Consider the following 21,105-nt stretch of genomic DNA (forward strand, 5'->3'; position numbering starts at 1 on the left):
TCACCCTGTGCTTGCCGATCTGCTCGCTTCGCTCGCTCATGCGGGAGGGTTCGTGGGGCACGAGGGCAGATCGTAGTTCTCACAGGGGCAACGGGACGACCCGCCCGGAGACCACCAGGGCGACGTCCTCGGACTCGCGGGCGAGTGCCTGGTTGAGGCGGCCGAGCGCGTCGCGGAACAGCCGTCCGGCGGGCGTGGCCGGGATCACCCCGAGGCCCACCTCGTCGGTCACCGCCACCACCCGGGCGCGGGTGCCGCGCCAGGCGGCCGTCAGCGCGTCGCACCGCTCTGCCACCCGGTCGAGGGCGGCGCGATGGCTGGCCGCGGGCGTGCCGTCCGGCCAGGCGGCGCACTCGTCGAACACGGCGGCGAGCCAGGTGCCGATCCCGTCGATGAGCGACGTCCCCGGACCGCCGGACAGGACGGACGCGAGGTCGGTCGTCTCCACGGTCCGCCAGTGCGCCGGGCGCCGTTCACGGTGGGCGCGCACACGGGCGAGCCAGGCCGGGTCGTCACCGCCCGAGGGCCCGGTGGCGACATAGGTCACCTCGGGTTCGGCGGCCAGGCGGAGCTCGGCCTCCTCGGACTTGCCGGACCGCGACCCGCCCAGCAGCAGCGTCCGGCGTGGCCGCACCCACGGCGCCGCCTCCACGCTCGCCGCCCGCACGCTCGCCGTGTCCACGACGGTTTCGTCGGGGACGGCCGTCGCGCCCCAGAATCCCAGGCGGCGGGCCAGCTCGCTCTCCGCCGGGACCCGGTGGCCGAGGTGCACCGCGATGATCGGTGTCGCGGGCGTGACCCGTCCGCGGCGGCGCAGGTCGCCCAGCCGCTCCGGCCGGTCGGGCAGGTCCATGAGCACCACGTCGAAGGGCGCGTCCGCGTCCCGCGCGGGAGAGCCGGTGGCGGGTCCCACGGCGTACAGCAGGCGATCGCCGCCGGGCCCGGTGACCTCGCACCCGTCGGCCGTCCGGCGGATCACGTACCCGGCGGGCGGGCGGGCGTCCGTGAGCCGTACGCGGCCGTCGAGCACGATGGAGGCCGGACGCCGGTGGCCGGGGGCGAGCCGGCCGCAGGACGCGCAGGGACAGCCGGGGACGGGCCAGCCCTCCGGGCCGCCGGTTCCCTCCAGGCGGATCTCCATGCCGCTGCCTTTCCGCGTCCGTGTCGCCGGGCGCCCCGCGCCGGCGGGGGAGTGGACGCCGGGAAGAGAGGATAGGGTCCGGCTGCACGGTCGTTGTGCCGCACCGGCCCTGGCGTGAAGTCCCGCGCGGGGGCCGCGAGGAACCGAAGGAGCGGGTGCGGATGATTTGGCGGTGGCGTTACGAGGACGCGAACGGCGGCGAGGTCACGGACCGGCCGCTGCCCCGGGAGATCTTCTCCAGCCAGTCGGACGCGGAGTCGTGGCTGGGGGAGAGCTGGCGCGAGCTGCTCGAGGCCGGTGTCGAGCAGGTCACGCTCATGGAGGACGAGCGGGTCGAATACTCGGGGATGTCCCTGCGCGCCGAATGAGCCGGGCGGGGGCCGGGACCGCGACGAGCGCGGTGCCGACCCCCGTGACGACACCGGTCCGGCAGGACCGGCGACGGTGTCAGGGACGCGTGGGCGGGCTGACGGTCTTGGCCGGGTCACGCTCGACGACCGGGCCGAGCACGTCGTCGATCTTCTTGAGCACCTCGGCGTCGAGCTTCACGCCCGCGGCCTTGACGTTGTCGCGCACCTGCTCGGGCTTGGTGGCCCCGATGATGGCCGACGACACGTTCGGGTTCTGCAGCACCCACGCCACGGCGAGCTGGGCCATCGAGAGCCCGAGGTCGGCCGCGATCGGCTTGAGGTCCTGCACCCGGCGCAGCAGCTCGTCGTCCATCAGCCGGCCGATGAAGCCCGAACCGGACGGGTCGGTGGCGCGGGATCCGGCCGGCGGCGGCTGGCCGGGCAGGTACTTGCCGGTGAGCACACCCTGCGCGATCGGCGACCAGACGATCTGGCCCAGGCCCTCCTTCTCGCACAACGGCACGACCTCGGCCTCTATGACCCGCCAGAGCATCGAGTACTGCGGCTGATTGGACACCAGCCGGTCGAAGCCCATCTCGTCGGCGATCTTCAGGGCCCTGGCGATCTGGTCGGCCGACCACTCGCTGACGCCGACGTACAGCACCTTGCCCTGCCGTACGAGGTCGTCGAAGGCCCGCAGGGTCTCCTCCAGCGGCGTCTCCGCGTCGTAGCGGTGCGCCTGGTAGAGGTCGACGTAGTCGGTCTGCAGCCGCCGGAGCGACCCGTTGATCGACTCAGTGATGTGCTTGCGGGACAGCCCGCGGTCGTTCTTGCCCTCCCCGGTCGGCCAGTAGACCTTGGTGAAGATCTCCAGCGACTCGCGGCGCACGCCCTTCAGCGCCCGGCCGAGGACGTCCTCGGCCCTGGTCCCGGCGTAGACGTCGGCGGTGTCGAAGGTCGTGACGCCCTCGTCGAGAGCCGCTCGGACGCACTCGACGGCGGCGTCCTCCTCCACCTGCGACCCATGGGTGATCCAGTTGCCGTAGCTGATCTCGCTGACCATGAGGCCACTGCGGCCAAGATGACGGTATTCCATGGTCCGACCTTAGGTCATGACATCGCGTCACTCCGCCGGGTGGTTCGCGATAAGGTGCCCGGCGTGCGCCGCTTGATCGCTTCTCGCCCTGTACGAGTGGCTCTGGTCGTCGCGCTGGTCGCCGGTGCGGCCGCCGGACTGGTCGTCGTCGCACGCCGGCGCCGTGCCGCTCCGCAGGCACCGGCCGCTCCGCACCCTGCCCCGCCGGCTTCGCGGCACCCCGCTCCGCCGGGGGATGCCGGAGACCTGGCCGGGCGCGGCCCCGAGCCCCTGCTCGGATGGCCCACGAGCGAGGACCTCGAGAGGTATGACCGGCCGGAGGGCGGCGCGCCGATCGCCCGTCTCCTCGACAGCCTCCCCCGGATCGAGCGGCCGCGCGGGAGGAAGGCGCGCCGCTGGACGGCCGCGCTCGCCGCGCTCGGCCTGCTCGTGCTCGCGTCGCAGTTGCTGGAGAACGCCGTGTTCCGCCCGCAGGCCGGGACGGCCTCCGGCCGGGCCGCGTACGCGGGCGCGTACGCCGAACCCGCCACCGCGGTCCCGTCGGCGGATCCGGTCACCGGTGTGCCCGCGGCCCAGCCGCCGCTGCCGTCCCGCGACCCGGCGTGCGCGCTCAGGAAGACGGGCTCCACGGCCCCGGCCGTGCGGCCGGTCTCCCGGCGCGTGACGGCCGCGGTCAACCGGCAGTGGCGGCGGATGGAGAGGTGGCTGAAGGCGCACGCGCCGAGGACGTACGCCTCGCTGAACGGCCCGGCCGGTCATGTGCTGCTGGCGAAGGCCGAGGCCCGGCTGGGGAGGCGCATCCCCGACTCGCTCAGGGCCTCGCTGCTGCGGCACGACGGCGCCCGCGGCCCGGCGGCGTTCCGGTTCTCGTCGAGTTACGAGATCATGGGCGCCCGCGGGCTGGTCTCCTCCTGGCCCGAGGCCTGCGGGCTGGGCGGAGGCATCCCCTTCGCCTACGACTCCGACTTCGGCGACTATCTCGTGACGAACTCCGCCACCGGCGGCGTGGGCTCCGCCACCGGCGGCGTGGGCTCGGCCGACTGGGAGATGCCGTACGCCGAGGACGAGTGGTCGTCGTACTACGCGCTGCTCAAGAGCACCGCGGACGCCCTCGCCGAGGGCGGCCCGGTGGGCGGGTGGGTCCCCGTGGTACGCGAGGGCGTCCTGGAGTGGAAGTGAGGCGGCCCGGCCCAGGCGGCCCAGGTCAGGCAGCCCGGCTGAGACGGCCCGGGTCAGGCGGCCGTGCGGGTCACTTCTTCGCGCCGGCCGTGTTCTTGAGGGCGACAGGGAGGCCGCCGGGCAGGACGGCCGGCTTGGGGAAACGCAGGCGGCGCATCTGGGACGAGCGCATCGCCGCGTAGAAGCCCACGCCCTTGAGGTCCTCGCCCGGGAACTTCTCCGCCGCCTCCTTCTTCACCTTCCCCGCCACGTAGAAGGAGCTCGCCAGCACGAGCACCATCACGACCGGCAGCGACATGGTGTAGACCAGCAGGACGGCCGAGCGGACCGGGATCGGGAACGGCACCATTGACAGCAGCATGATGACGAACACGACGGGCAGGAAGTACTGCCCCGGCAGCCGTCGCGAGTCCACCCACTCGCGGGCGAACTTGCGCACCGGGCCGCGGTCGCGTGCCGGCAGCGCCCGTTCGTCGCCCCGCAGCAGGGCCTCGCGCTGCTTGCTGCGTAGCGTCTTGTCGCGCTCGCGCGACAGGCGGTAGGCCTCCTTGCGGTTGGCCGGAGCGGTCACCGGGGAGCGGCGGCGGCCCTGCGCCTCGCTCCGCTTCGGGGTAGGACGACCCTTCCCCGGGGTGCCGTGGGGCTTAGGATCCTCTACAGGGACGGGGGAGTCCTCCGCGGAGGTCTGGCTGCGACGTCGGAACACGTCGCCCAGCCTACCGGGAGTGCAACTTAGTGACGCCCTCGCGCGTTATGCGTAGGGTGAACCCAGGCGGCTGCGCCGCCTGACAAGGGGTTTGAGACGGCTGGGATCACCCACGCACAACCTGAGAAGGGGACGGCCGACGCGCATGAGCGTGATGAAGAGACTTTCCATGATCTTCAAGTCCAAGGCCAACAAGGCCCTGGACAAGATGGAGGATCCGCGGGAGACGCTGGACTATTCCTATCAGCGCCAGCTTGAGCTGCTGCAGAAGGTCCGCCGGGGCGTGGCCGACGTGGCCACCAGCCGCAAGCGGGTGGAGCTGCAGATCAACCAGCTCGAAGGGCAGGCCACGAAGCTGGAGAACCAGAGCAGGCAGGCCCTGTCGGCCGGGCGCGAGGATCTGGCCCGTGAGGCGCTGACCCGCCGCAACGGTCTCAACACCCAGATCGCCGACCTGCGCATCCAGTACGGCAACCTGCAGGGTGAGGAGGAGAAGCTCACCCTCGCCAGCCAGCGGCTTCAGGCCAAGGTCGACTCCTTCCGCACGAAGAAGGAGACCATCAAGGCCACCTACACGGCGGCCGAGGCCCAGACGCGGATCAACGAGGCGTTCTCCGGCATCTCCGAGGAGATGGGCGACGTCGGCCTGGCGATCCAGCGGGCCGAGGACAAGACCGCGCAGATGCAGGCGCGCGCGGGCGCGATCGACGAGCTGCTGGCCAGCGGCGCGCTGGACGACTTCACCGGGCAGCGTGACGACATCCAGGCGGAGCTCGACCGCATGGGCGGCGGCTCGGACGTCGAGCTGGAGCTCGCCAAGATGAAGGCCGAGCTCGGCCAGGGCCCGGCGCCCAGGAGCGCGATCGAGCCCGGTCAGCAGCAGGGCCAGGCCGCCCCGTCCAGCCAGCAGCACACCCAGCAGCTGCGCCAGCCCGGGGAGGGACTGTGATCGTCAGAATCATGGGTGAGGGACAGGTCGAGATCGGCGCCGCCGACATCGACGTCCTCAACGAGCTCGACAGCGAGCTGGAGGCCGCGATCGAGTCTGACGACGAGATCGAGTTCCGCACCAAGCTGCACGCGCTCCTCGACAAGGTGCGTCACGTCGGCAAGGCCCTGCCGGACGACTCGCTCGAGCCGTCCGAACTGATCCTGCCTCCGGCCGACGCCTCCATCGAGGAAGTGCGGGAGATGCTCGGCGACACCGGGCTCATCCCTGGCTGATGGCATCCACGCGCTTCGCCCCTGATCGCGGACTCACCGTCCGGATGACCGTGACGATGTTCCTGCTCGGGCTGCTCTACGTCGCGTTCGTGGCCCTCCTCATCGCGATGGGCGTGCGTGCGGTCACCGTGCTCGTGATCGCCGGGGGTTTCCTGCTGGCGCAGTACTTCCTGTCCGACAAGATCGCGCTGTTCGCGATGCACGGGCGGGAGGTCTCCCCGCAGGAGGCCCCCGAGCTGCATGGAATCATCGACCGGCTGAGCGCGATGGCGGGGATGCCGAAGCCGCGGGTGGCGATCGCCGACTCGGACCTTCCGAACGCGTTCGCCACCGGACGCAACCAGAAGCACTCGGTGGTCTGCGTGACCACCGGCATCCTGCGCAGGCTCGACGCCCGGGAGCTCGAAGGGGTGCTGGCCCACGAGATGTCCCATGTGGCCCACCGGGACGTGGCGGTGATGACGATCGCCTCGTTCCTGGGGGTCGTGGCCGGTCTGATGACGCGCTTCGCGCTCTACACCGGTCTGGGCGGCCGGAGGAACGACAACGGGCCCCCGGTCGGCCTGATCATCTTCGCGGTCTCCGGGCTGGTCTACGCCGTCAGCTTCCTGCTGACGCGGGCGCTGTCGCGCTACCGCGAACTGGCCGCCGACCGCGCCGGCGCGCTGCTGACGCAGCAGCCGAGCGCTCTGGCCAGCGCCCTGGTCAAGATCAGCGGAGACATCGGCAGGATCCCGACCAGGGACCTGCGCGAGGCGCAGCCGTTCAACGCCTTCTTCTTCGCGCCCGCCCTGTCGGGACAGAGCATCGCCTCGCTGCTGTCGACCCACCCGTCGCTGGAGCGCAGGCTGGACCAGCTCGCCAGGATCTCCGCGGCCCTGGGCCGCTGATGAGGAGGCACTGATGGGCTGGTTCGACGCCCTGCTCGGCCGCTCCAAGCCCGCCAGGCCCGATCTGGACGCGCTGTTCGGCCTGCCGTCGGCCGCCGTCACGCTGCAGGCCGCCACCGGATTCGCCCCGGCGGGCACCGGCTCGGTGTGCTTCCGCGCCGCGGAGGGCGGCGCGTTCGCCCGGCTCGAACAGGACATCGAGGCGCTGATGGGCCGGGTCGAGGTCTCCCGGGACTCCTACGGCTACACCTGGCTGCAGGTGCGCAACCCCGACGTGGCCGGGCTCGTGACCGACCTCCACGCCGCGAACTCGTCCCTGGAGTCGGCCGGGTTCGGCCCGTCGCTGCTGTGCTCGCTCGTCACCTTCGCCGACCCCTCGCACAGGACGCTGGCGATCGTGTATCTCTACAAGCGCGGCACGTTCTACCCCTTCGCCCCCGCCGGCGAATCGCGCCGCGACAACGCACTGGAACTACAGGTGCGGGGCGTGCTGGACCACGAGCTCACGATCGAGCCCGAGCTGGCGAGCTGGTTTCCCGTCTGGGGCGCCCCCGGCCTGTGACCCTTCGGGAGTCCTCATGACCGAGTGGACCCACCTGCGGCGCACCGAGGCCGCGAGCGCGCAGATCGGCCGGATGGCCGAGGCCGTACGGGGACGGGACGGCGCCACGCCCGTGCCGACCTGCCCGGGATGGGACCTCAGGGAGCTGGTCGAGCACACCGGCGCCATCCACCGGTGGGCCGCCGCGATGGTGCGGGATGGCGCCCGCCGCCGATACGACCGCGCCGCGATGGACCTCGGCTTCCCCGAGGACTTCGCCGGCCACGCGGACTGGCTGGAGGCGGGAGCCGTACAGCTCGCCGAGGCGCTGAAGGGCCGCGACCCGGACGACGAGGTGTGGAACTGGACGGGGGACCGCAGCGCTCGGTTCTGGTCCCGCCGCCAGCTCCACGAGACCGTCGTCCACCGCGCCGACGCCGAGATCGCCCTGGGCATCGCCCCGCAGGTGGACGAGGACGTCGCCGCCGACGGGGTGGGGGAGTTCTTCGACCTGCTCCCGCATACCCGCTGGCGGCCCCAGATCGCCGAGCTGAGGGGCGACGGGGAGACGATCTCCTGGCGGACGGAGACGGGCGGGGCGTGGCTCGTGCGGCTCACGCCCGAGGGGTTCACGTACGAGCGGTCCGACGTCCCGGCCGTGACGGCGGATGTCACCGTGCGCGCGGAGACGACCGGCGAGCTGATGCTGACGCTGTGGGGACGGCGCGAGCCCGGCGCGGCCGAGGGCGACGCGGCGCTGCTGGACTGGTGGCGCGAGCGCGCCAAGATCTGAGGCGCGGATCTGAGGCGCGGTTCCGAGTCGTGGTTCTGCGGCGCGGATGCGAGGCGCGGTTCTGATGCGTGGTTCTGCGGCGCGGATCCGGAGCCGGGTGCTGAGAACAGGGCGGGAAGACGCGGGCGCCCCCGGGAGATCCCGGGGGCGCCCGCGTCGTACGGCCGCGACTACGGCAGGGCAAGCATGCGGTCGAGGGCGACCTTGGCCCAGTGGGTGGTGTCCGCGTCGACGGTGATCTGGTTGACGACCTCGCCGTCGGCCAGCGACTCCAGGGCCCAGACCAGATGCGGCAGGTCGATGCGGTTCATGGTGGAGCAGTAGCACACGGTCCGGTCGAGGAACGTGATGGTCTTGTCAGGGAACCGGCCGGCCAGGCGGCGCACCAGGTTCAGCTCGGTCCCGACGGCCCAGGAGGACCCGGCCGGGGCGTCCTCCAGCTTGCGGATGATGTATTCGGTGGAGCCGACGAAGTCGGCCTTCGTCACGACCTCGTGGCGGCACTCCGGGTGCACGAGCACGTTCACCCCGGGGATGCGGGCCCGCACCTCGTCCACGCACTCGGCGGAGAAACGCCCGTGGACCGAGCAGTGGCCCTTCCACAGGATCATCTTCGCGTTCTCCAGCTGCTCCCGGGTGAGGCCGCCGTTCGGGCGGTGCGGGTTGTAGACCACGCAGTCGTCCAGCGACAGCCCCATCTCCAGCACGGCCGTGTTGCGGCCCAGGTGCTGGTCGGGCAGGAACAGCACCTTCTCGCCCTGCTCGAAGGCCCAGTCGAGGGCGCGCTTGGCGTTGGAGGAGGTGCACACGGCGCCGCCGTGCCGTCCGCAGAACGCCTTGATGTCCGCGCTGGAGTTCATGTACGTGATCGGCACCACCTGGTCGGCGATGCCGGCGTCCTCCAGGGCGTCCCAGCAGTCCTCGACCTGGGTGAAGGTCGCCATGTCGGCCATCGAGCAGCCGGCGGCGAGATCGGGGAGCACCACCTTCTGCGTGTCACCGGTCAGGATGTCGGCCGACTCGGCCATGAAGTGCACACCGCAGAACACGATGTACTCGGCCTCGGGCCGGGCGGCGGCCTCGCGGGCGAGCTTGAACGAGTCGCCGGTCACGTCGGCGAACTGGATGACCTCGTCACGCTGGTAGTGGTGACCGAGCACGAACAACCGGTCGCCAAGCCGCTCCTTGGCCGCGCGGGCGCGCTCCACGAGGGTCGGATCGGACGCGGGAGGCAGCTCGCCCGGGCAGTCGACGCCGCGTTCGCTGTGCGGATCGGTGCCCTGGCCGAGGATGAAGAGCGGAAGACCGGTCTCGGTGATCGTCACGACCACACCCCCTAGGGGACTTATCGTCTAACTGACGACTAATGATTACACATCACACCGCCTGGTTCGTCGCGCGGGTTGCCCGTGAGCCAGGTGGAATGTGTAAGGCTTCACGGGTGTTGGTAGCGTCTAGATAGGACGTCGGAACCAATCGACCGCCCCGAAGGGCGGTTGGCGCAGACGCGGGAGTCAGTACATGACGGTTGAGAGCAGCGAGACCACGCAGCAGGGCCTGATCCTGACTGACGCGGCCGCCGGCAAGGTCAAGAGCCTGCTCGAGCAGCAGGGCGAGGAGGGGCTGCAGCTCCGGGTGGCCGTCCAGCCGGGTGGCTGTTCCGGCCTGCGTTACCAACTCTTCTTCGACGACCGCTCGATGGACGGCGACGTGGTCTCCACCTTCGGCGGCGTGCACGTCGTCACCGACCGGATGAGCGCGCCGTACCTCGTCGGGGCCACGGTCGACTTCGTGGACACCATCGAGAAGCAGGGCTTCACCATCGACAACCCCAACGCGACGGGGTCGTGCGCGTGCGGCGACTCGTTCAACTGACGTCGTCCGGCTGACGACGGGCACGCGCCCGGCGGTGCCGGGCTCGTGCCATGTGGAGCGTGGGTCGAACGCCCCGTACGGAACGTTCCGTGCGGGGCGTCGTCATGCCTGAGACGGTACGCTCAGTAGGTTCGGCGGGATCAACGTCCCGGCCCTTTCTCTCTGATGCTGACAACGAGGAGAATGACCCCGTGCGCATCGCCGTCACCGGCTCCATCGCCACCGACCATCTGATGACGTTCCCCGGCCGCTTCGGCGACCAGCTCATCGCCGAGCAGCTCGACCGGGTGTCGTTGTCGTTCCTCGTCGACGATCTGCAGATCCGCCGCGGCGGATGCGCGGCCAACATCGCGTTCGGCATGGGCTGCCTCGGGCTCACCCCGGTCCTCGTCGGCGCGGTCGGCGCGGACTTCGCCGACTACCGCTCCTGGCTGGAGCGCCACGGCGTCGACTGCGCCTCGGTGCACGTCTCCGAGCTGCACCACACGGCGCGCTTCCTGTGCACCACGGACGACGACCACAACCAGATCGCCTCGTTCTACACCGGCGCGATGGCCGAGGCGAGGGAGATCGAGCTGGGCCCTGTCGCCGAGCGTCTCGGCGGGCTCGACCTCGTGCTGATCAGCCCCAACGACCCTGCGGCGATGCTGCGGCACACCGACGAGGCGCGCCGGCGGGGCATCCCGTTCGCCGCCGACCCGTCGCAGCAGCTCGCCCGCATGCCGGGCGAGGAGATCCGCCAGCTCGTGGAGGGCGCGGCCTACCTGTTCAGCAACGACTACGAGCTCGGGCTGATCGAGCAGAAGACGGGCTGGTCCGGCGAGGAGATCCTTGACCGGGTCGGTGTCCGGGTGACCACCCTCGGCCCCAAGGGCGCCAGGATCGACCGCAAGGGCGAGCCGTCGCTGCACATCTCGCCGGCTCCGGAGCTGGGCAAGGCCGACCCGACCGGTGTCGGCGACGCCTTCCGCGCCGGGTTCCTCGCGGGCCTGTCCTGGGGGCTGCCGCTGGAGCGCTGCGCCCAGATCGGCAACCTCACCGCCACCCACGTGCTCGAGCGAGTCGGCTGCCAGGAGTACGAGCTGGGCCAGCGCGTCTTCCTGGAGCGCTTCGCCGGGGCGTACGGCTCCGCGGCGGCCGACGAGGTGGGCGCGCACGCCCGCTGCCACTACGCCTGAGAACGCCGAGCCGTCAGGCGCGGCTCAGTAGTTGCGGCGCACGTGGATGGACCAGCCGCCCTGCGGCAGCTCGTAGCTCGCCACGTGCTCGTGTGACTTCAACCGGCACCAGGCCGGGACGTCGGTGAACGCGGCGGGGTCGTCGGCCAGCACGGCGACCACGCCGCCCGTCGCCACCTGGTTGATCCGCTCGGCCAGCATGATGATCGGGATCGGGCACTTGCGGCCCAGCGCGTCGATCGTCAGCGCGGGCGGCTCCACCGGCTGGACCGGCTCGGCGAGCTCGGCCTGAGCCGCCTCGGGAGACCGCCGGGCGCCGCCCGTCCGTCTGCGCCACATCAGTGCACCCCCAAGCTCGACCGGATCCGCCGCACGATGTCCGGGAGCACCGCGAGAAAACGATCGATGTCGTCCTCGGACGCGCCCCGGGGCAGCGATACCCGCACATTTCCGTGCGTAAGCACGCCCATTGCCTCCAGAACATGCGATGGACGAAGCGTACTCGCCGTGCAGGAGCTGCCGGACGAGACGGCGAAACCGGCCTTGTCGAGCTCGGTCAGCAGCGCCTCGCCCTCGACGTACAGGCAGGAGAACGTCACGAGGTGCGGCAGCCGCAGGACCGGGTCGCCGACGACCTCCACGTCGGGCACCAGGCGGGGCACCTCGGCGCGGATCCGGTCGACCAGGGCGGACAGCCGCCGCCCCTCGGCCTGCGCCTCCTCGGAGCGGGCGCGCAGGGCCGCGGCGGCGGCCACGATCGCGGGCACGTTCTCGAACCCCGGCACGCGCCGTCGCTCCCGCTCGTCCTCGGGCAGCGGCGAGCGCCAGCGCACGCCCTTGCGCACCGCCAGCACGCCCACCCCGGCCGGGCCGCCCCACTTGTGCGCGCTCGCGGTGAGGACCGACCAGCCCTCGGGGATCGGCAGGCGGCCCGCCGACTGGGCGGCGTCGACCAGCAGCGGCACGCCCGCCTCCCGGCAGGCCCGCGCCGCCTCCTCGACCGGCTGAAGGGTCCCCACCTCGTGGTTGGCCGTCTGCAGGCACGCCAGGGCCGTGCCGGGGCGCGCGACGGACTCGGCGAACGCGCCCGCGTCCACCCGGCCGGTACGGCTCACGCCCACGATCTCCATCTCGCCGCCGGCGTGCTCGTGGACCTCGCCCGCGTGCAGGACGCTGGAGTGCTCGACGGCGCCCGTCACCAGGCGCGTCCCGGCCCGGCGGCGGCCGGCCAGCGTGCCGAGCACTCCCAGGTGGACGGCCTGCGTCCCCGACGAGGTGAACGACACCTCGTCGGGCCGGGCGCCGATCAGTTCGGCTACCTCTCCCCGCGCGCGCTCCAGTAACATCTGGGCGCGGCGCGCCGTGCCGTACAGGCGGGCGGGATCGGCCCAGCCGGCGTCGATCGCCGCCAGCAAGGCGTCACGGGCCGCGGGATGGAGAGGTTCGGTCGACGCCGCGTCGAGGTAGGCCACAGTTAGGACATTAACGGGGGCTGCTCAGAGGGGCGGCGCCGGTCCGCGCTAATGTGTCCCCCAGCGTGAACTCAACAAAGTAATGGGCAGACCGGTCACAAGGCTGGTGCCGGTCTCACCCAAGGGTCAATTGGAAAAACCACCCAGGAGAGGAACTCCTGGGCTTCATCTGTGGGGTAGGCGATCCGTGAGTCCGACCCGCCGTACGACACGGCGACCGTGGGCACGCCGCCGGTTGCCCGGAGCCGCCGCCCTGGCGCTGCTGGTGGCGTCCGGGACGGCGTGTAGCAACCAGGCGATCGATCAGTGGTCCCGTGGGGGCATGCCGGAAGGTGTCACCAAGCAGGCCGACATCGTCCAGACGCTCTGGAACGGGAGCTGGATCGCGGCTCTCGCCACCGGCGTGGTCGTCTGGGGACTGATCCTGTGGGCGTGCATCTTCCACCGGAAGAAGAAGAACAGCCCCGATCAGCTGCCTCCGCAGGTGCGCTACAACCTGCCGATCGAGATCCTCTACACGGTGGTCCCGGTCATCATGGTCGCGGTCTTCTTCTACTTCACGGCCCGTGACGAGACCGAGATCACGCGGATCACCAAGGCCGCCCCGGTCAAGGTCGCCGTCGAGGGCTACCAGTGGAGCTGGCGCTTCACGACCGAATACCAGGGCCAGAAGGCTGTCGTCGCGGGCGTGCCGGTCGACCTCAGCAAGCAGAGCGCGGAGAACCCGCAGGGTCCGCAGCTCGTGCTGCCGGTCAACACCCAGGTGCAGTTCGACCTCCACTCGCCCGACGTCATCCACTCGTTCTGGGTGCCGGCCTTCCTGTTCAAGCAGGACGTCTTCCCGGGCAACGTACGCAACCAGTTCCAGATCACGACGCTCGACAAGACGGGCGTCTTCGTCGGCCGATGCGCCGAGCTCTGCGGCACCGACCACAGCAAGATGCTGTTCTCCGTGAAGCTCGTGCCGCAGGCCGAATTCGACCAGTACATCAAGAGCCAGGCGGGGAGTGCGCAGTGACCGCCATCCAGGAACCGGCGGGCGTCGTCGCCCGGCCGTACACCAAGGGCACGGTCATCGCCAAGTGGCTGTCCTCGACCGACCACAAGGTGATCGGGCATCTCTACCTGATCACGTCGTTCGTGTTCTTCCTCATCGGCGGCCTCATGGCGCTGGTGATGCGGGCCGAGCTCGCGCAGCCGGGGCTGCAGGTCGTGTCGAACGAGCAGTTCAACCAGCTGTTCACCATGCACGGCACGATCATGCTGCTCATGTTCGCGACGCCGCTGTTCGCCGGCTTCGCCAACGAGCTGATGCCGCTGCAGATCGGCGCCCCTGACGTGGCGTTCCCGCGGCTGAACATGGTGAGCTACTGGCTCTACCTGTTCGGCAGCACGATCGCCGTCTCCGGCTTCTTCACCCCGAACGGGTCCGCGTCGTTCGGCTGGACCGCGTACGCGCCGCTGTCCAACGCGGTGACCTCGCCGGGCCTCGGCAGCGACCTGTGGGTCATGGGCCTGGCACTGTCCGGTCTCGGCACGATCCTCGGCGCGGTGAACTTCATCACCACGATCCTCACCATGCGGGCCCCCGGCATGACGATGTTCCGGATGCCGATCTTCACCTGGAACATCCTGCTGACCAGCATCCTGGTGCTGCTGGCGTTCCCGGTGCTGGCCGCCGCGCTGCTCGCCCTGGAGGCCGACCGCAAGCTGGGCGCCCACATCTTCGACTCGCCCACCGGCGGGCCGATGCTGTGGCAGCACCTGTTCTGGTTCTTCGGCCACCCCGAGGTCTACATCATCGCGCTGCCGTTCTTCGGCATCATCACCGAGGTCCTGCCGGTCTTCAGCCGCAAGCCGATCTTCGGGTACGTCGGACTGGTCGGCGCGACCATCGCCATCGCCGGCCTGTCGGTCACCGTCTGGGCGCACCACATGTTCGTCACCGGACAGGTGCTGCTGCCGTTCTTCTCGTTCATGACGTTCCTGATCGCCGTGCCGACCGGTGTGAAGTTCTTCAACTGGATCGGCACCATGTGGCGAGGTCACCTGTCGTTCGAGACGCCGATGCTGTTCGCGGTCGGCTTCCTGGTGACCTTCCTGTTCGGCGGTCTGACCGGCATCATCCTCGCCTCGCCCCCGCTGGACTTCCACATCAGCGACACCTACTTCGTCGTGGCCCACTTCCACTACGTGGTCTTCGGCACCGTGGTGTTCGCGATGTTCGCCGGCTTCTACTTCTGGTGGCCCAAGTTCACCGGCAAGATGCTGAACGACAAGATCGGCAGGCTCCACTTCTGGCTGCTGTTCTTCGGGTTCCACCTGACCTTCCTGGTGCAGCACTGGCTGGGCGTCATCGGGTTCCCCCGCCGGTACGCCGACTACTCGGCGGCCGACGGCTTCACCGACCTGAACATGATCTCCTCGGCCGGCGCGCTCCTGCTGGGCCTGTCCACCCTGCCGTTCTTCTACAACGTCTGGGTGACGTGGCGTAAGGCGCCCAAGGTCACCGTGGACGACCCGTGGGGCTTCGGTGGCTCGCTCGAGTGGGCGACCTCCTGCCCGCCGCCGCGGCACAACTTCGTGTCGCTGCCGCGGATCCGGTCCGAGCGCCCGGCGTTCGATCTCAAGTACCCGCACATCACCGCCAAGCCGGAGCTGGTGGAGGAGTCCCGATGAAGATCCAGGGATGGATGTTCCTGCTCTGCGGCGTCTTCTTCGCCGCCGCGGACGTGGTCTATTGGTTCTGGTCCAAGGAGCCGACCGGCACCACCGCCATGGCGATCTCCGTCGGCCTGGCCCTCATGATCGGCTATTACCTGCTGTTCACCGCGCGTCGCATCGGCGACCAGCCGGAGGACAACAAGGAGGCCGAGATCAGCGACGGCGCGGGCGAGATCGGCTTCTACAGCCCGCACAGCTGGTGGCCGCTGTTCGTGTGCCTGTCGGCCGCGCTGACGTTCTTCGGCTTCGCGATCGGCTGGTGGCTGTTCTTCATCGGCGTGTTCTGCACGGTCATGAGCATGATCGGATTCGTGTTCCAGTACTACCGGGGCAACTTCTCGCACTGAGCGCGTGAACCCCGCTGGGCGGCCGGTCGGCGATCTCGCCGACCGGCCGTTCGCGTTCTTTGCCGGCACGCGGTCCCTGGACTGCCCGAACGGTACGTCACCTGGGAATAACCCCTGAAAGCGACGCTAGGGGGACGGACGTGCGTGCTGCTGGGGCGGGGGCGCTGGCCCTTCTCGTGATGGTTGCCGGGTGTTCCACCTCGGGTGGGCGGGACGAGGATCGAGGCGCGGGGACGGCGATCAGCATCAGTCCGCTCGACGGGGCCGCCGACCTGCCGCCCGAGCTTCCGATCCTGATCGGCGCGGCGAACGGCAAACTCACCCACGTGGCCGTACAGGCTGCTGGACGGTCCGTGGCGGGCGTCTTCAGCCCCGACCGCACTCAGTGGCGCAGCGAGCGTCCGATGGCTCCCGGGACGGCCTACAGCGTCGAGGCGACGGCCGCGGGCTCCGGCGGTTCGGCCACCAGGACGGTACGCTTCGCCACGAAACAGGCCGCCAAGACCTTCGGCATCTCCACCCTGCTGCCCAACAAGCAGGACACCGGCCTGACGGTCGGCGTCGGCATGCCGATCATCATCACCTTCGACAAGCCGATCGGCGACCGTGTGTCCGTCGAGCGCAACCTGATCGTGCGGGCGTCCAAGCCCATCGACGGCGCCTGGCACTGGCTCGACGACAAGAACGTGGTCTTCCGGCCGGAGAAGTACTGGCCGACGCACACCAAGGTCCGCGTCACCGCACTCATGGCCGGCATCAGGGGCGGCGAGGGCATGTACGGCAAGCAGGACTACGTGCGGGACTTCGAGATCGGCCGTTCGCAGATCAGCGTCGCCAACACCCAGACCCACTACATGAAGATCGAGCGGGACGGCAAGCAGATCAAGAACATGCCGATCAGCGCGGGCATGGGCGGCGTGCTCCGCCACCACACCACCAGCGGGATCCACGTGGCGATGTCCAGGGAGGACGTCACGGTCATGACGTCTCCGGACGCCTCGCCGGGGCAGTCCGGCTACTACGAGACGACCGTGTACAACAGCGTCCGCATCTCCAACACCGGCGAGTACGTCCACGGCGCTCCGTGGTCCGTCGGCGACCAGGGCAACTCCAACGTCAGCCACGGCTGCGTGAACGTCAGCCCGGAGAACGCCAAGTGGTTCAAGAACAACACACTGATCGGCGACCCGATCGTCGTGACCGGGACGCCGCGCAGGCTGGAGGCGACCAACGGCTGGAGCTACTGGCAGGACTCCTGGCCGGCCTGGCTCAAGCGGAGCCGCCTGCGTGCCGCTCCCGCCGAGGCCCTCTGAGCGGCTTTCCGCCACCGGCCGGGCGGCGCGTCTCGTGGCGGCGGAAGGCCGCCACGCACACGGCCAGGGCCGCCACGAACGCCGGCAGCCACGCCAGACGGGCGGCCACCCAGCCGGGATCGCCGGGGACGGTGTGCAGGCCGGGCAGCGCCCCGCCCGCGAGCCGCAGGGCCGCCGCCGTGACCGCGATCATCGCGGTCTGGTGCCACAGGAAGATCGTCATCGCGGAGAGGTTGGCCGCCGCCACGAGCGCCCAGGCGGCGGGACGGCGCAGCACCCGCCGCAACGGCCCGGACAGCACCAGGGCCGCCCCGCACTGGGCCAGCCCGAACGCTACGGCCGCAAGCGTGGGCGGGGACTGGTTGGAGACCGGCGCGCCCGGCACCCCGACCATCGACGCCGGATAGCCGGCCCACAGGACGAGACCGGCGGTGGCGGCGGCCCCGCCGAGCAGCAGCGCCCATCCGGTCACCCGGCCGTCCAGCCGCCCGCGCGCCCACAGGGCGCCCAGGCAGTACGGCACCAGCCAGCCGGTCCCCACGTTGACCCAGCCGATCCAGGACGGCCCGCTCAGGCCGAACCTGACGAGGTCGGCCACCGCGACGGCGGCGATCGGCCACACCGGGTGCAGCCGGACGGCGAGCGGGGTCGCCGCCGTCAGCGCCGCGAAGACCAGCAGGAACCACATCGGCGACCACACCAGTTTGACCAGCGCGTACACGGTCCCGGGATCGGCGCCCCAGGCGAGCATCGCGACCGCCGCCGCGCTCCACACCCCCAGCACGGGCACGACGGGCCGGAACAGTCGGGCCATCCGGGCGGCGGCCCACCGTCCGTGGCCCACGCCCCGGTCCCGCGCGCGGCCGCGGCTCCCGGCGGCCACCCGGCCGCCCACGAAGAAGAACACGGCCATGGTCTGGAACAGCCAGGAGACGGGCGCGAGCTGCGGCATGTACTTCAACGGGCTGGTCACGCGGAGGACGCCGCTGTCGGCGACCGGGGCGGTCACCAGCCAGTGGCCGAGCACCACACCCACGATGGCGAGGGCACGCAGCGCGTCGACGGCACGGTCGCGCGGTGTCTCCGCGGCGCGCTCGCGCGGTGTTTCCGAGAGGCGCTCGCGCCGGGCCGCTGCCGCCTCCTTGAGACGCGGGACGAGGTCACGAAGCATGGCTCACCTCGGCCGCAGTATGCCCCGACACGATCCGGGCGATGTTCGCCAGCGCGGGCGATCCGTCTTTCAGATAGTCGCTGTGCCCGCCGTCGCCCGCGGCGAAGATCCGGGCGCCGAACCGGGGATCCATGGGATCCTCCCCGAGCCCGACCGTGGCGAAGGGCAGGCGCACCGCCACGTGCGGCAGATCGGCGATCCAGTCCCCGGCGCCGCGTGCGGCCCACACGGCCGCAGGAGTGCGCATCGCCGCCACGTCGTCCACGCCGGCGCCCGGGCTGCCGTACAGGACGATGTCCGCGACGTTCAGCCCGGGCGCGGCCCGGCCGCACAGCACGCCGCCGTACGAGTGACACAGCAGGCTGATGCGGGCGGCGGGCTTGAGCCGGGCCAGGTCGCGGACGAAGGCGCGTAGTGCGGGGACGGCCTCGTCCGCGCGGCCGGGTGTCAGCGCCTGGAGGCTCACGGTGCTCGGGGTCCGGTATCCGAGCCAGGCGACGACGGCCCCCCGGCCGCCGATCGCCCGCCGCAGCCGCATCGAGCCGCCCCGCAGGAGCCCGTACGTGTCGAGGCTGGTGCCGGAGCCGGGGACGACCACCGCGATCCGGTCGGCGGTCGCCAGCTCGCCGAACACCTCGGCGGCCCGGCCGCCGTCACGGCCGTCGAAGGACAGGAAGTGCCGGTCGGGGCCGGCCATCGCGCGCAGCATCGCGGCCCGCCATCGGTGACCCGCGGCCGTGGCGGTCCGCATCGCCGCCTCAATCGCGCCGCGGCTCGCGGCGTACCGCTCGGCCAGGCTCACGGCGGTCAGGGCGCGCAGCGGGGCGAGGGGAGGCGGGACGGGCGCGGCGACCGCCTCGGGACGTGCCGCGCCGGTCACCGGGACGGCGAGCGCGGCGGCGACGAGTGCGGCGAGCAGGGTCCGGCGTAGGCGGCTCCCGGCGGGGCTGGGGTGAGGGCGTGCGCCCGTGCCGCCGCGGGGGAGGGGGAGCGGCGCCGGTGGACGGTCGTGGACGCCCGTCGGCTGTGGGGTGTCGATCACCCGGTTCACGGTGCCGTGCGGCGCGTCCGCGCCGCATCGGACCACCAGGGACATTCACCGCGGCACCGGTCAGACCGCGGATGTAGACCCCTGGTCGGATGCCTGCAAAAGGGACGCCCGGTTACGATCTGATCATGCAGGTCGCACCTCCGAGTCCGCTTCTGAAGCGGCTGCCGCCCGGGGCCTGGGTGGTCCTCGCCTGGTGTGGCGGCATGGCGTTCACGTTCCTGCTGCGGCTGCAACTTCCCGGCGAGTGGTACCCCGCCGCCCGGCCGGCGGCGCAGTTCTTCCGATGGGACGGCCAGGTCGACATGGCGGTGGCCACCGCACTGGCGCTGGCCGGAGGTGCCCTGCTGCGCCGCCGCCCGCTGTGGGCTCTGGTCCTGCTGCTCACCGCGTCCGCTCTCGGGACGATGCCCTTGGGCGTGGCGGAGATCCCGCTGCCTCAGTTCCTCGCGGCCGAGGTCGCGGTGTTCTTCATCGCCGCCGGACGGCCGCGCGCGACCGGTGTCGTCGCCGTTCTCCTGGCCCTCGCCGTGCTGGGCGGCTACCTGGCGGTGCGGCTGATGTGCGGGTGGCCGATCACGACGTCGTCCGAGACGGCCGTGGCCCTGACGACCGTCATCGCCTGGCTCCTCGGCAACTCGGTGCGTGAGTCTCGCGAGCACGCCGAGGAACTGCGCGTCCGCGCGGCGACCCAGGCGGTCACCGACGAGCGGCTCAGAATCGCCCGTGAGCTGCACGACATGGTCGCCCACAGCATCGGCGTCATCGCGCTCCAGGCCGGCGCGGCCCGGCGGGTCATCGACACCCAGCCGGATCGGGCACATGACGCGCTCGGGGAGATCGAGACGGCCGGTCGGCAGACGCTTTCCGGGCTGCGCCGGATGCTCGGCGGGCTGCGCGGCCCCGAGCAGGGCCGTACGGGGCCGCCCGTGCCGCTGGAGCCGGCGCCCTTAGAACCGGCGCCCATGGAACCGGGGCATCCAAAGCCGGGACATCCGGAGTCGGGGCATCGGGAGTCGGGGCTCGGGCTCGCCGACCTTGACCGGCTGGCCGCCACGATCACGCAGGCGGGCGTACGGGTCGACGTGCGCCGGTCGGGGGAGCCTCGTCCACTGCCGCCGGAGATCGACGTGTCGGCCTACCGCATCGTCCAGGAAGCCGTCACCAACGTGGTGCGTCACGCCGGCACGACATCGTGCCGGGTGTCGATCGGCTACCGGGACGACGAGGTGCGCATCGAGGTTCTCGACGACGGGCGCGGCGGTGACGCCGAAGGAGGTTACGGCCTGATCGGGATGCGCGAGCGGGTCGGCGTCCTGCACGGGACCTTCGCCGCCGGGCCGCGTCCCGGGGGAGGCTTCCGGGTTGCGGCCCGGCTGCCCGTGCCCACGGGAGTGCGATGACCGTCCGGGTGCTGCTCGCCGACGACCAGCCGCTGGTCCGCGCCGCCCTGCGGATGGTGATCGCCGATGCGCCCGGCCTCGACCTGGCCGGGGAGGCGGGCACCGGCGCGGAGGCGGTGCGGATGGCGGAGGACGTCGAGCCCGACGTCGTGGTGATGGACATCCGCATGCCCGGCATGGACGGCATCGAGGCCACCCGGCTGATCACCGTGGGCTGTGGCGCCCAGGTCCTCGTCCTGACGACCTTCGACGACGACGAGTACGTCTACGGCGCGCTGCGCGCCGGGGCGTCCGGGTTCCTCGTCAAGGACATGGCCTTGGACGACATCCTCGCCGCCATCCGGGTGGTCGCCGCCGGTGAGGCCCTGATCGCCCCGCGCGTGACCCGCCGGCTGATCGAGGAGTTCGCGGGCCGTCCCGCGCCCGGCCCGCGGCCTCCGCGCGCCACAGGGCTCACCGAGCGGGAGGCCGAGGTGCTGACCCTCGTCGGGCGCGGCCTGTCCAACGCGGAGATCGCCGCCGAGCTGTTCATCAGCGCCGCCACCGTCAAGACGTACGTGACGCGGCTGCTCGCCAAGCTCGGCGCCCGCGACCGCGTGCGGCTGGTCATCATCGCCTACGAGACGGGCCTCGTGTCACCGGCCGTCTGAGCGG

23 protein-coding genes are annotated in these 21,105 nt (G+C 71.3%); 15 read left to right on the top strand and 8 right to left on the bottom strand.

Annotated elements, in window-relative coordinates; all coding sequences use genetic code 11:
* Positions 1 to 79: 79 nt before the first annotated feature.
* Positions 80 to 1,141, bottom strand: a complete 1,062-nt coding sequence (locus FLX07_RS05945) for a bifunctional adenosylcobinamide kinase/adenosylcobinamide-phosphate guanylyltransferase (protein WP_142568419.1) — start codon at positions 1,139 to 1,141, stop codon at positions 80 to 82.
* A gap of 161 nt (positions 1,142 to 1,302) precedes the next feature.
* Between FLX07_RS05945 and FLX07_RS05950 the strand changes: the two genes are divergently transcribed.
* Positions 1,303 to 1,509: a hypothetical protein gene (locus FLX07_RS05950; protein WP_079313380.1), complete on the top strand. Its 207-nt coding sequence runs from the start codon at positions 1,303 to 1,305 to the stop codon at positions 1,507 to 1,509.
* A gap of 79 nt (positions 1,510 to 1,588) precedes the next feature.
* Here FLX07_RS05950 and FLX07_RS05955 read toward each other — a convergent pair whose 3' ends face one another.
* Positions 1,589 to 2,587 (bottom strand): aldo/keto reductase family protein, encoded by a 999-nt coding sequence (locus FLX07_RS05955; RefSeq protein ID WP_142568420.1) that lies wholly within the window; start codon positions 2,585 to 2,587, stop codon positions 1,589 to 1,591.
* Between the two features lie 96 nt (positions 2,588 to 2,683).
* On the opposite strand from FLX07_RS05955, the gene FLX07_RS05960 reads away from it, so the two are divergent.
* Positions 2,684 to 3,766 carry an SMI1/KNR4 family protein gene (locus FLX07_RS05960; protein ID WP_142568421.1) on the top strand — a complete coding sequence of 361 codons (1,083 nt, stop codon included), beginning with the start codon at positions 2,684 to 2,686 and terminating at the stop codon, positions 3,764 to 3,766.
* A 70-nt stretch (positions 3,767 to 3,836) separates the two neighbouring features.
* On the opposite strand, the gene FLX07_RS05965 is transcribed toward FLX07_RS05960, so the two are convergent.
* Positions 3,837 to 4,472 carry a DUF3043 domain-containing protein gene (locus tag FLX07_RS05965; protein ID WP_142568422.1) on the bottom strand — a complete coding sequence of 212 codons (636 nt, stop codon included), beginning with the start codon at positions 4,470 to 4,472 and terminating at the stop codon, positions 3,837 to 3,839.
* A 145-nt stretch (positions 4,473 to 4,617) separates the two neighbouring features.
* Between FLX07_RS05965 and FLX07_RS05970 the strand changes: the two genes are divergently transcribed.
* Genes FLX07_RS05970 through FLX07_RS05990 form a run of 5 tightly spaced genes read left to right on the top strand, consistent with a single transcriptional unit; the run spans position 4,618 to position 7,920 of the window.
* Positions 4,618 to 5,421 (top strand): PspA/IM30 family protein, encoded by an 804-nt coding sequence (locus FLX07_RS05970; protein ID WP_142568423.1) that lies wholly within the window; start codon positions 4,618 to 4,620, stop codon positions 5,419 to 5,421.
* Positions 5,418 to 5,696, top strand: coding sequence for a PspA-associated protein PspAA (gene pspAA, locus FLX07_RS05975; protein WP_142568424.1), 279 nt, complete (start codon positions 5,418 to 5,420; stop codon positions 5,694 to 5,696). Before FLX07_RS05970 ends, pspAA begins: the two co-directional genes overlap by 4 nt.
* Entirely contained in the window at positions 5,696 to 6,586 is an 891-nt protein-coding gene (gene htpX, locus FLX07_RS05980; RefSeq protein ID WP_142568425.1) for a zinc metalloprotease HtpX, read from the top strand. Before pspAA ends, htpX begins: the two co-directional genes overlap by 1 nt.
* A 13-nt stretch (positions 6,587 to 6,599) precedes the next feature.
* Positions 6,600 to 7,148 carry a PspA-associated protein PspAB gene (gene pspAB / locus FLX07_RS05985; protein ID WP_142568426.1) on the top strand — a complete coding sequence of 183 codons (549 nt, stop codon included), beginning with the start codon at positions 6,600 to 6,602 and terminating at the stop codon, positions 7,146 to 7,148.
* Positions 7,149 to 7,164: 16 nt separating this feature from the next.
* Positions 7,165 to 7,920, top strand: a complete 756-nt coding sequence (locus FLX07_RS05990) for a maleylpyruvate isomerase family mycothiol-dependent enzyme (RefSeq protein ID WP_142568427.1) — start codon at positions 7,165 to 7,167, stop codon at positions 7,918 to 7,920.
* Between the two features lie 170 nt (positions 7,921 to 8,090).
* Here FLX07_RS05990 and nadA read toward each other — a convergent pair whose 3' ends face one another.
* A complete protein-coding gene (gene nadA / locus FLX07_RS05995) occupies positions 8,091 to 9,245 on the bottom strand; it encodes a quinolinate synthase NadA (RefSeq protein WP_208762096.1) in 1,155 nt (384 codons plus the stop codon).
* 196 nt (positions 9,246 to 9,441) lie between these two features.
* Here nadA and erpA point away from each other — a divergent pair, with 196 nt between their 5' ends.
* A complete protein-coding gene (gene erpA / locus FLX07_RS06000) occupies positions 9,442 to 9,795 on the top strand; it encodes an iron-sulfur cluster insertion protein ErpA (protein WP_142568429.1) in 354 nt (117 codons plus the stop codon).
* Positions 9,796 to 9,986: 191 nt separating this feature from the next.
* Positions 9,987 to 10,973: a carbohydrate kinase family protein gene (locus FLX07_RS06005; protein ID WP_142568430.1), complete on the top strand. Its 987-nt coding sequence runs from the start codon at positions 9,987 to 9,989 to the stop codon at positions 10,971 to 10,973.
* Positions 10,974 to 10,997: 24 nt separating this feature from the next.
* Here the strand turns inward: FLX07_RS06005 and FLX07_RS06010 are convergent, their stop codons facing one another.
* Positions 10,998 to 11,312, bottom strand: coding sequence for a sulfurtransferase TusA family protein (locus tag FLX07_RS06010; RefSeq protein ID WP_142568431.1), 315 nt, complete (start codon positions 11,310 to 11,312; stop codon positions 10,998 to 11,000).
* The gene (locus FLX07_RS06015) at positions 11,312 to 12,445 is read right to left on the bottom strand and encodes a cysteine desulfurase family protein (protein WP_142568432.1); all 1,134 of its coding nucleotides are present in this window, start codon (positions 12,443 to 12,445) and stop codon (positions 11,312 to 11,314) included. The genes FLX07_RS06010 and FLX07_RS06015 overlap by 1 nt, the downstream gene beginning before the upstream one ends.
* A gap of 187 nt (positions 12,446 to 12,632) precedes the next feature.
* On the opposite strand from FLX07_RS06015, the gene ctaC reads away from it, so the two are divergent.
* The 4 genes from ctaC (at position 12,633) to FLX07_RS06035 (ending at position 16,829) form a co-directional block, all read left to right on the top strand.
* Entirely contained in the window at positions 12,633 to 13,463 is an 831-nt protein-coding gene (gene ctaC / locus FLX07_RS06020; protein WP_142568433.1) for an aa3-type cytochrome oxidase subunit II, read from the top strand.
* Positions 13,460 to 15,124 (top strand): aa3-type cytochrome oxidase subunit I, encoded by a 1,665-nt coding sequence (gene ctaD, locus FLX07_RS06025; RefSeq protein ID WP_229689635.1) that lies wholly within the window; start codon positions 13,460 to 13,462, stop codon positions 15,122 to 15,124. The genes ctaC and ctaD overlap by 4 nt, the downstream gene beginning before the upstream one ends.
* Entirely contained in the window at positions 15,121 to 15,516 is a 396-nt protein-coding gene (locus FLX07_RS06030; RefSeq protein WP_142568435.1) for a cytochrome c oxidase subunit 4, read from the top strand. The genes ctaD and FLX07_RS06030 overlap by 4 nt, the downstream gene beginning before the upstream one ends.
* A gap of 140 nt (positions 15,517 to 15,656) precedes the next feature.
* Positions 15,657 to 16,829 carry a L,D-transpeptidase gene (locus FLX07_RS06035; RefSeq protein ID WP_142568436.1) on the top strand — a complete coding sequence of 391 codons (1,173 nt, stop codon included), beginning with the start codon at positions 15,657 to 15,659 and terminating at the stop codon, positions 16,827 to 16,829.
* Here the strand turns inward: FLX07_RS06035 and FLX07_RS06040 are convergent.
* Complete coding sequence (locus FLX07_RS06040; RefSeq protein ID WP_208762097.1) at positions 16,786 to 18,000, bottom strand: acyltransferase family protein; 1,215 nt, start codon at positions 17,998 to 18,000, stop codon at positions 16,786 to 16,788. The genes FLX07_RS06035 and FLX07_RS06040 overlap by 44 nt on opposite strands.
* The gene (locus FLX07_RS06045) at positions 17,990 to 19,096 is read right to left on the bottom strand and encodes an alpha/beta hydrolase (RefSeq protein WP_142568437.1); all 1,107 of its coding nucleotides are present in this window, start codon (positions 19,094 to 19,096) and stop codon (positions 17,990 to 17,992) included. The genes FLX07_RS06040 and FLX07_RS06045 overlap by 11 nt, the downstream gene beginning before the upstream one ends.
* Positions 19,097 to 19,176: 80 nt before the next feature.
* On the opposite strand from FLX07_RS06045, the gene FLX07_RS06050 reads away from it, so the two are divergent.
* Together FLX07_RS06050 and FLX07_RS06055 are read left to right on the top strand one after the other, a co-directional pair.
* A complete protein-coding gene (locus FLX07_RS06050; protein ID WP_142568438.1) occupies positions 19,177 to 20,451 on the top strand; it encodes a sensor histidine kinase in 1,275 nt (424 codons plus the stop codon).
* Positions 20,448 to 21,101 carry a response regulator gene (locus FLX07_RS06055; protein ID WP_142568439.1) on the top strand — a complete coding sequence of 218 codons (654 nt, stop codon included), beginning with the start codon at positions 20,448 to 20,450 and terminating at the stop codon, positions 21,099 to 21,101. Before FLX07_RS06050 ends, FLX07_RS06055 begins: the two co-directional genes overlap by 4 nt.
* The last annotated feature ends 4 nt before the right edge of the window (positions 21,102 to 21,105 follow it).

It is taken from the genome of Microbispora bryophytorum (genome assembly GCF_006874465.1).
GTDB lineage: Bacteria > Actinomycetota > Actinomycetes > Streptosporangiales > Streptosporangiaceae > Microbispora > Microbispora bryophytorum.

Excerpts from the sequence above, each read along its gene's own strand:
- FLX07_RS06010 (WP_142568431.1), bottom strand. The coding sequence starts at position 11,312 with ATGTGGCGCAGACGGACGGGCGGCGCCCGGCGGTCTCCCGAGGCGGCT.
- pspAB (WP_142568426.1), top strand. The coding sequence starts at position 6,600 with ATGGGCTGGTTCGACGCCCTGCTCGGCCGCTCCAAGCCCGCCAGGCCC.
- FLX07_RS05950 (WP_079313380.1), top strand. The coding sequence starts at position 1,303 with ATGATTTGGCGGTGGCGTTACGAGGACGCGAACGGCGGCGAGGTCACG.
- FLX07_RS05970 (WP_142568423.1), top strand. The coding sequence starts at position 4,618 with ATGAGCGTGATGAAGAGACTTTCCATGATCTTCAAGTCCAAGGCCAAC.
- FLX07_RS06045 (WP_142568437.1), bottom strand. The coding sequence starts at position 19,096 with ATGTCCCTGGTGGTCCGATGCGGCGCGGACGCGCCGCACGGCACCGTG.
- FLX07_RS05955 (WP_142568420.1), bottom strand. The coding sequence starts at position 2,587 with ATGGAATACCGTCATCTTGGCCGCAGTGGCCTCATGGTCAGCGAGATC.
- FLX07_RS06030 (WP_142568435.1), top strand. The coding sequence starts at position 15,121 with ATGAAGATCCAGGGATGGATGTTCCTGCTCTGCGGCGTCTTCTTCGCC.
- FLX07_RS06040 (WP_208762097.1), bottom strand. The coding sequence starts at position 18,000 with ATGCTTCGTGACCTCGTCCCGCGTCTCAAGGAGGCGGCAGCGGCCCGG.
- FLX07_RS06055 (WP_142568439.1), top strand. The coding sequence starts at position 20,448 with ATGACCGTCCGGGTGCTGCTCGCCGACGACCAGCCGCTGGTCCGCGCC.
- FLX07_RS05990 (WP_142568427.1), top strand. The coding sequence starts at position 7,165 with ATGACCGAGTGGACCCACCTGCGGCGCACCGAGGCCGCGAGCGCGCAG.
- FLX07_RS06050 (WP_142568438.1), top strand. The coding sequence starts at position 19,177 with ATGCAGGTCGCACCTCCGAGTCCGCTTCTGAAGCGGCTGCCGCCCGGG.
- FLX07_RS05945 (WP_142568419.1), bottom strand. The coding sequence starts at position 1,141 with ATGGAGATCCGCCTGGAGGGAACCGGCGGCCCGGAGGGCTGGCCCGTC.
- htpX (WP_142568425.1), top strand. The coding sequence starts at position 5,696 with ATGGCATCCACGCGCTTCGCCCCTGATCGCGGACTCACCGTCCGGATG.
- erpA (WP_142568429.1), top strand. The coding sequence starts at position 9,442 with ATGACGGTTGAGAGCAGCGAGACCACGCAGCAGGGCCTGATCCTGACT.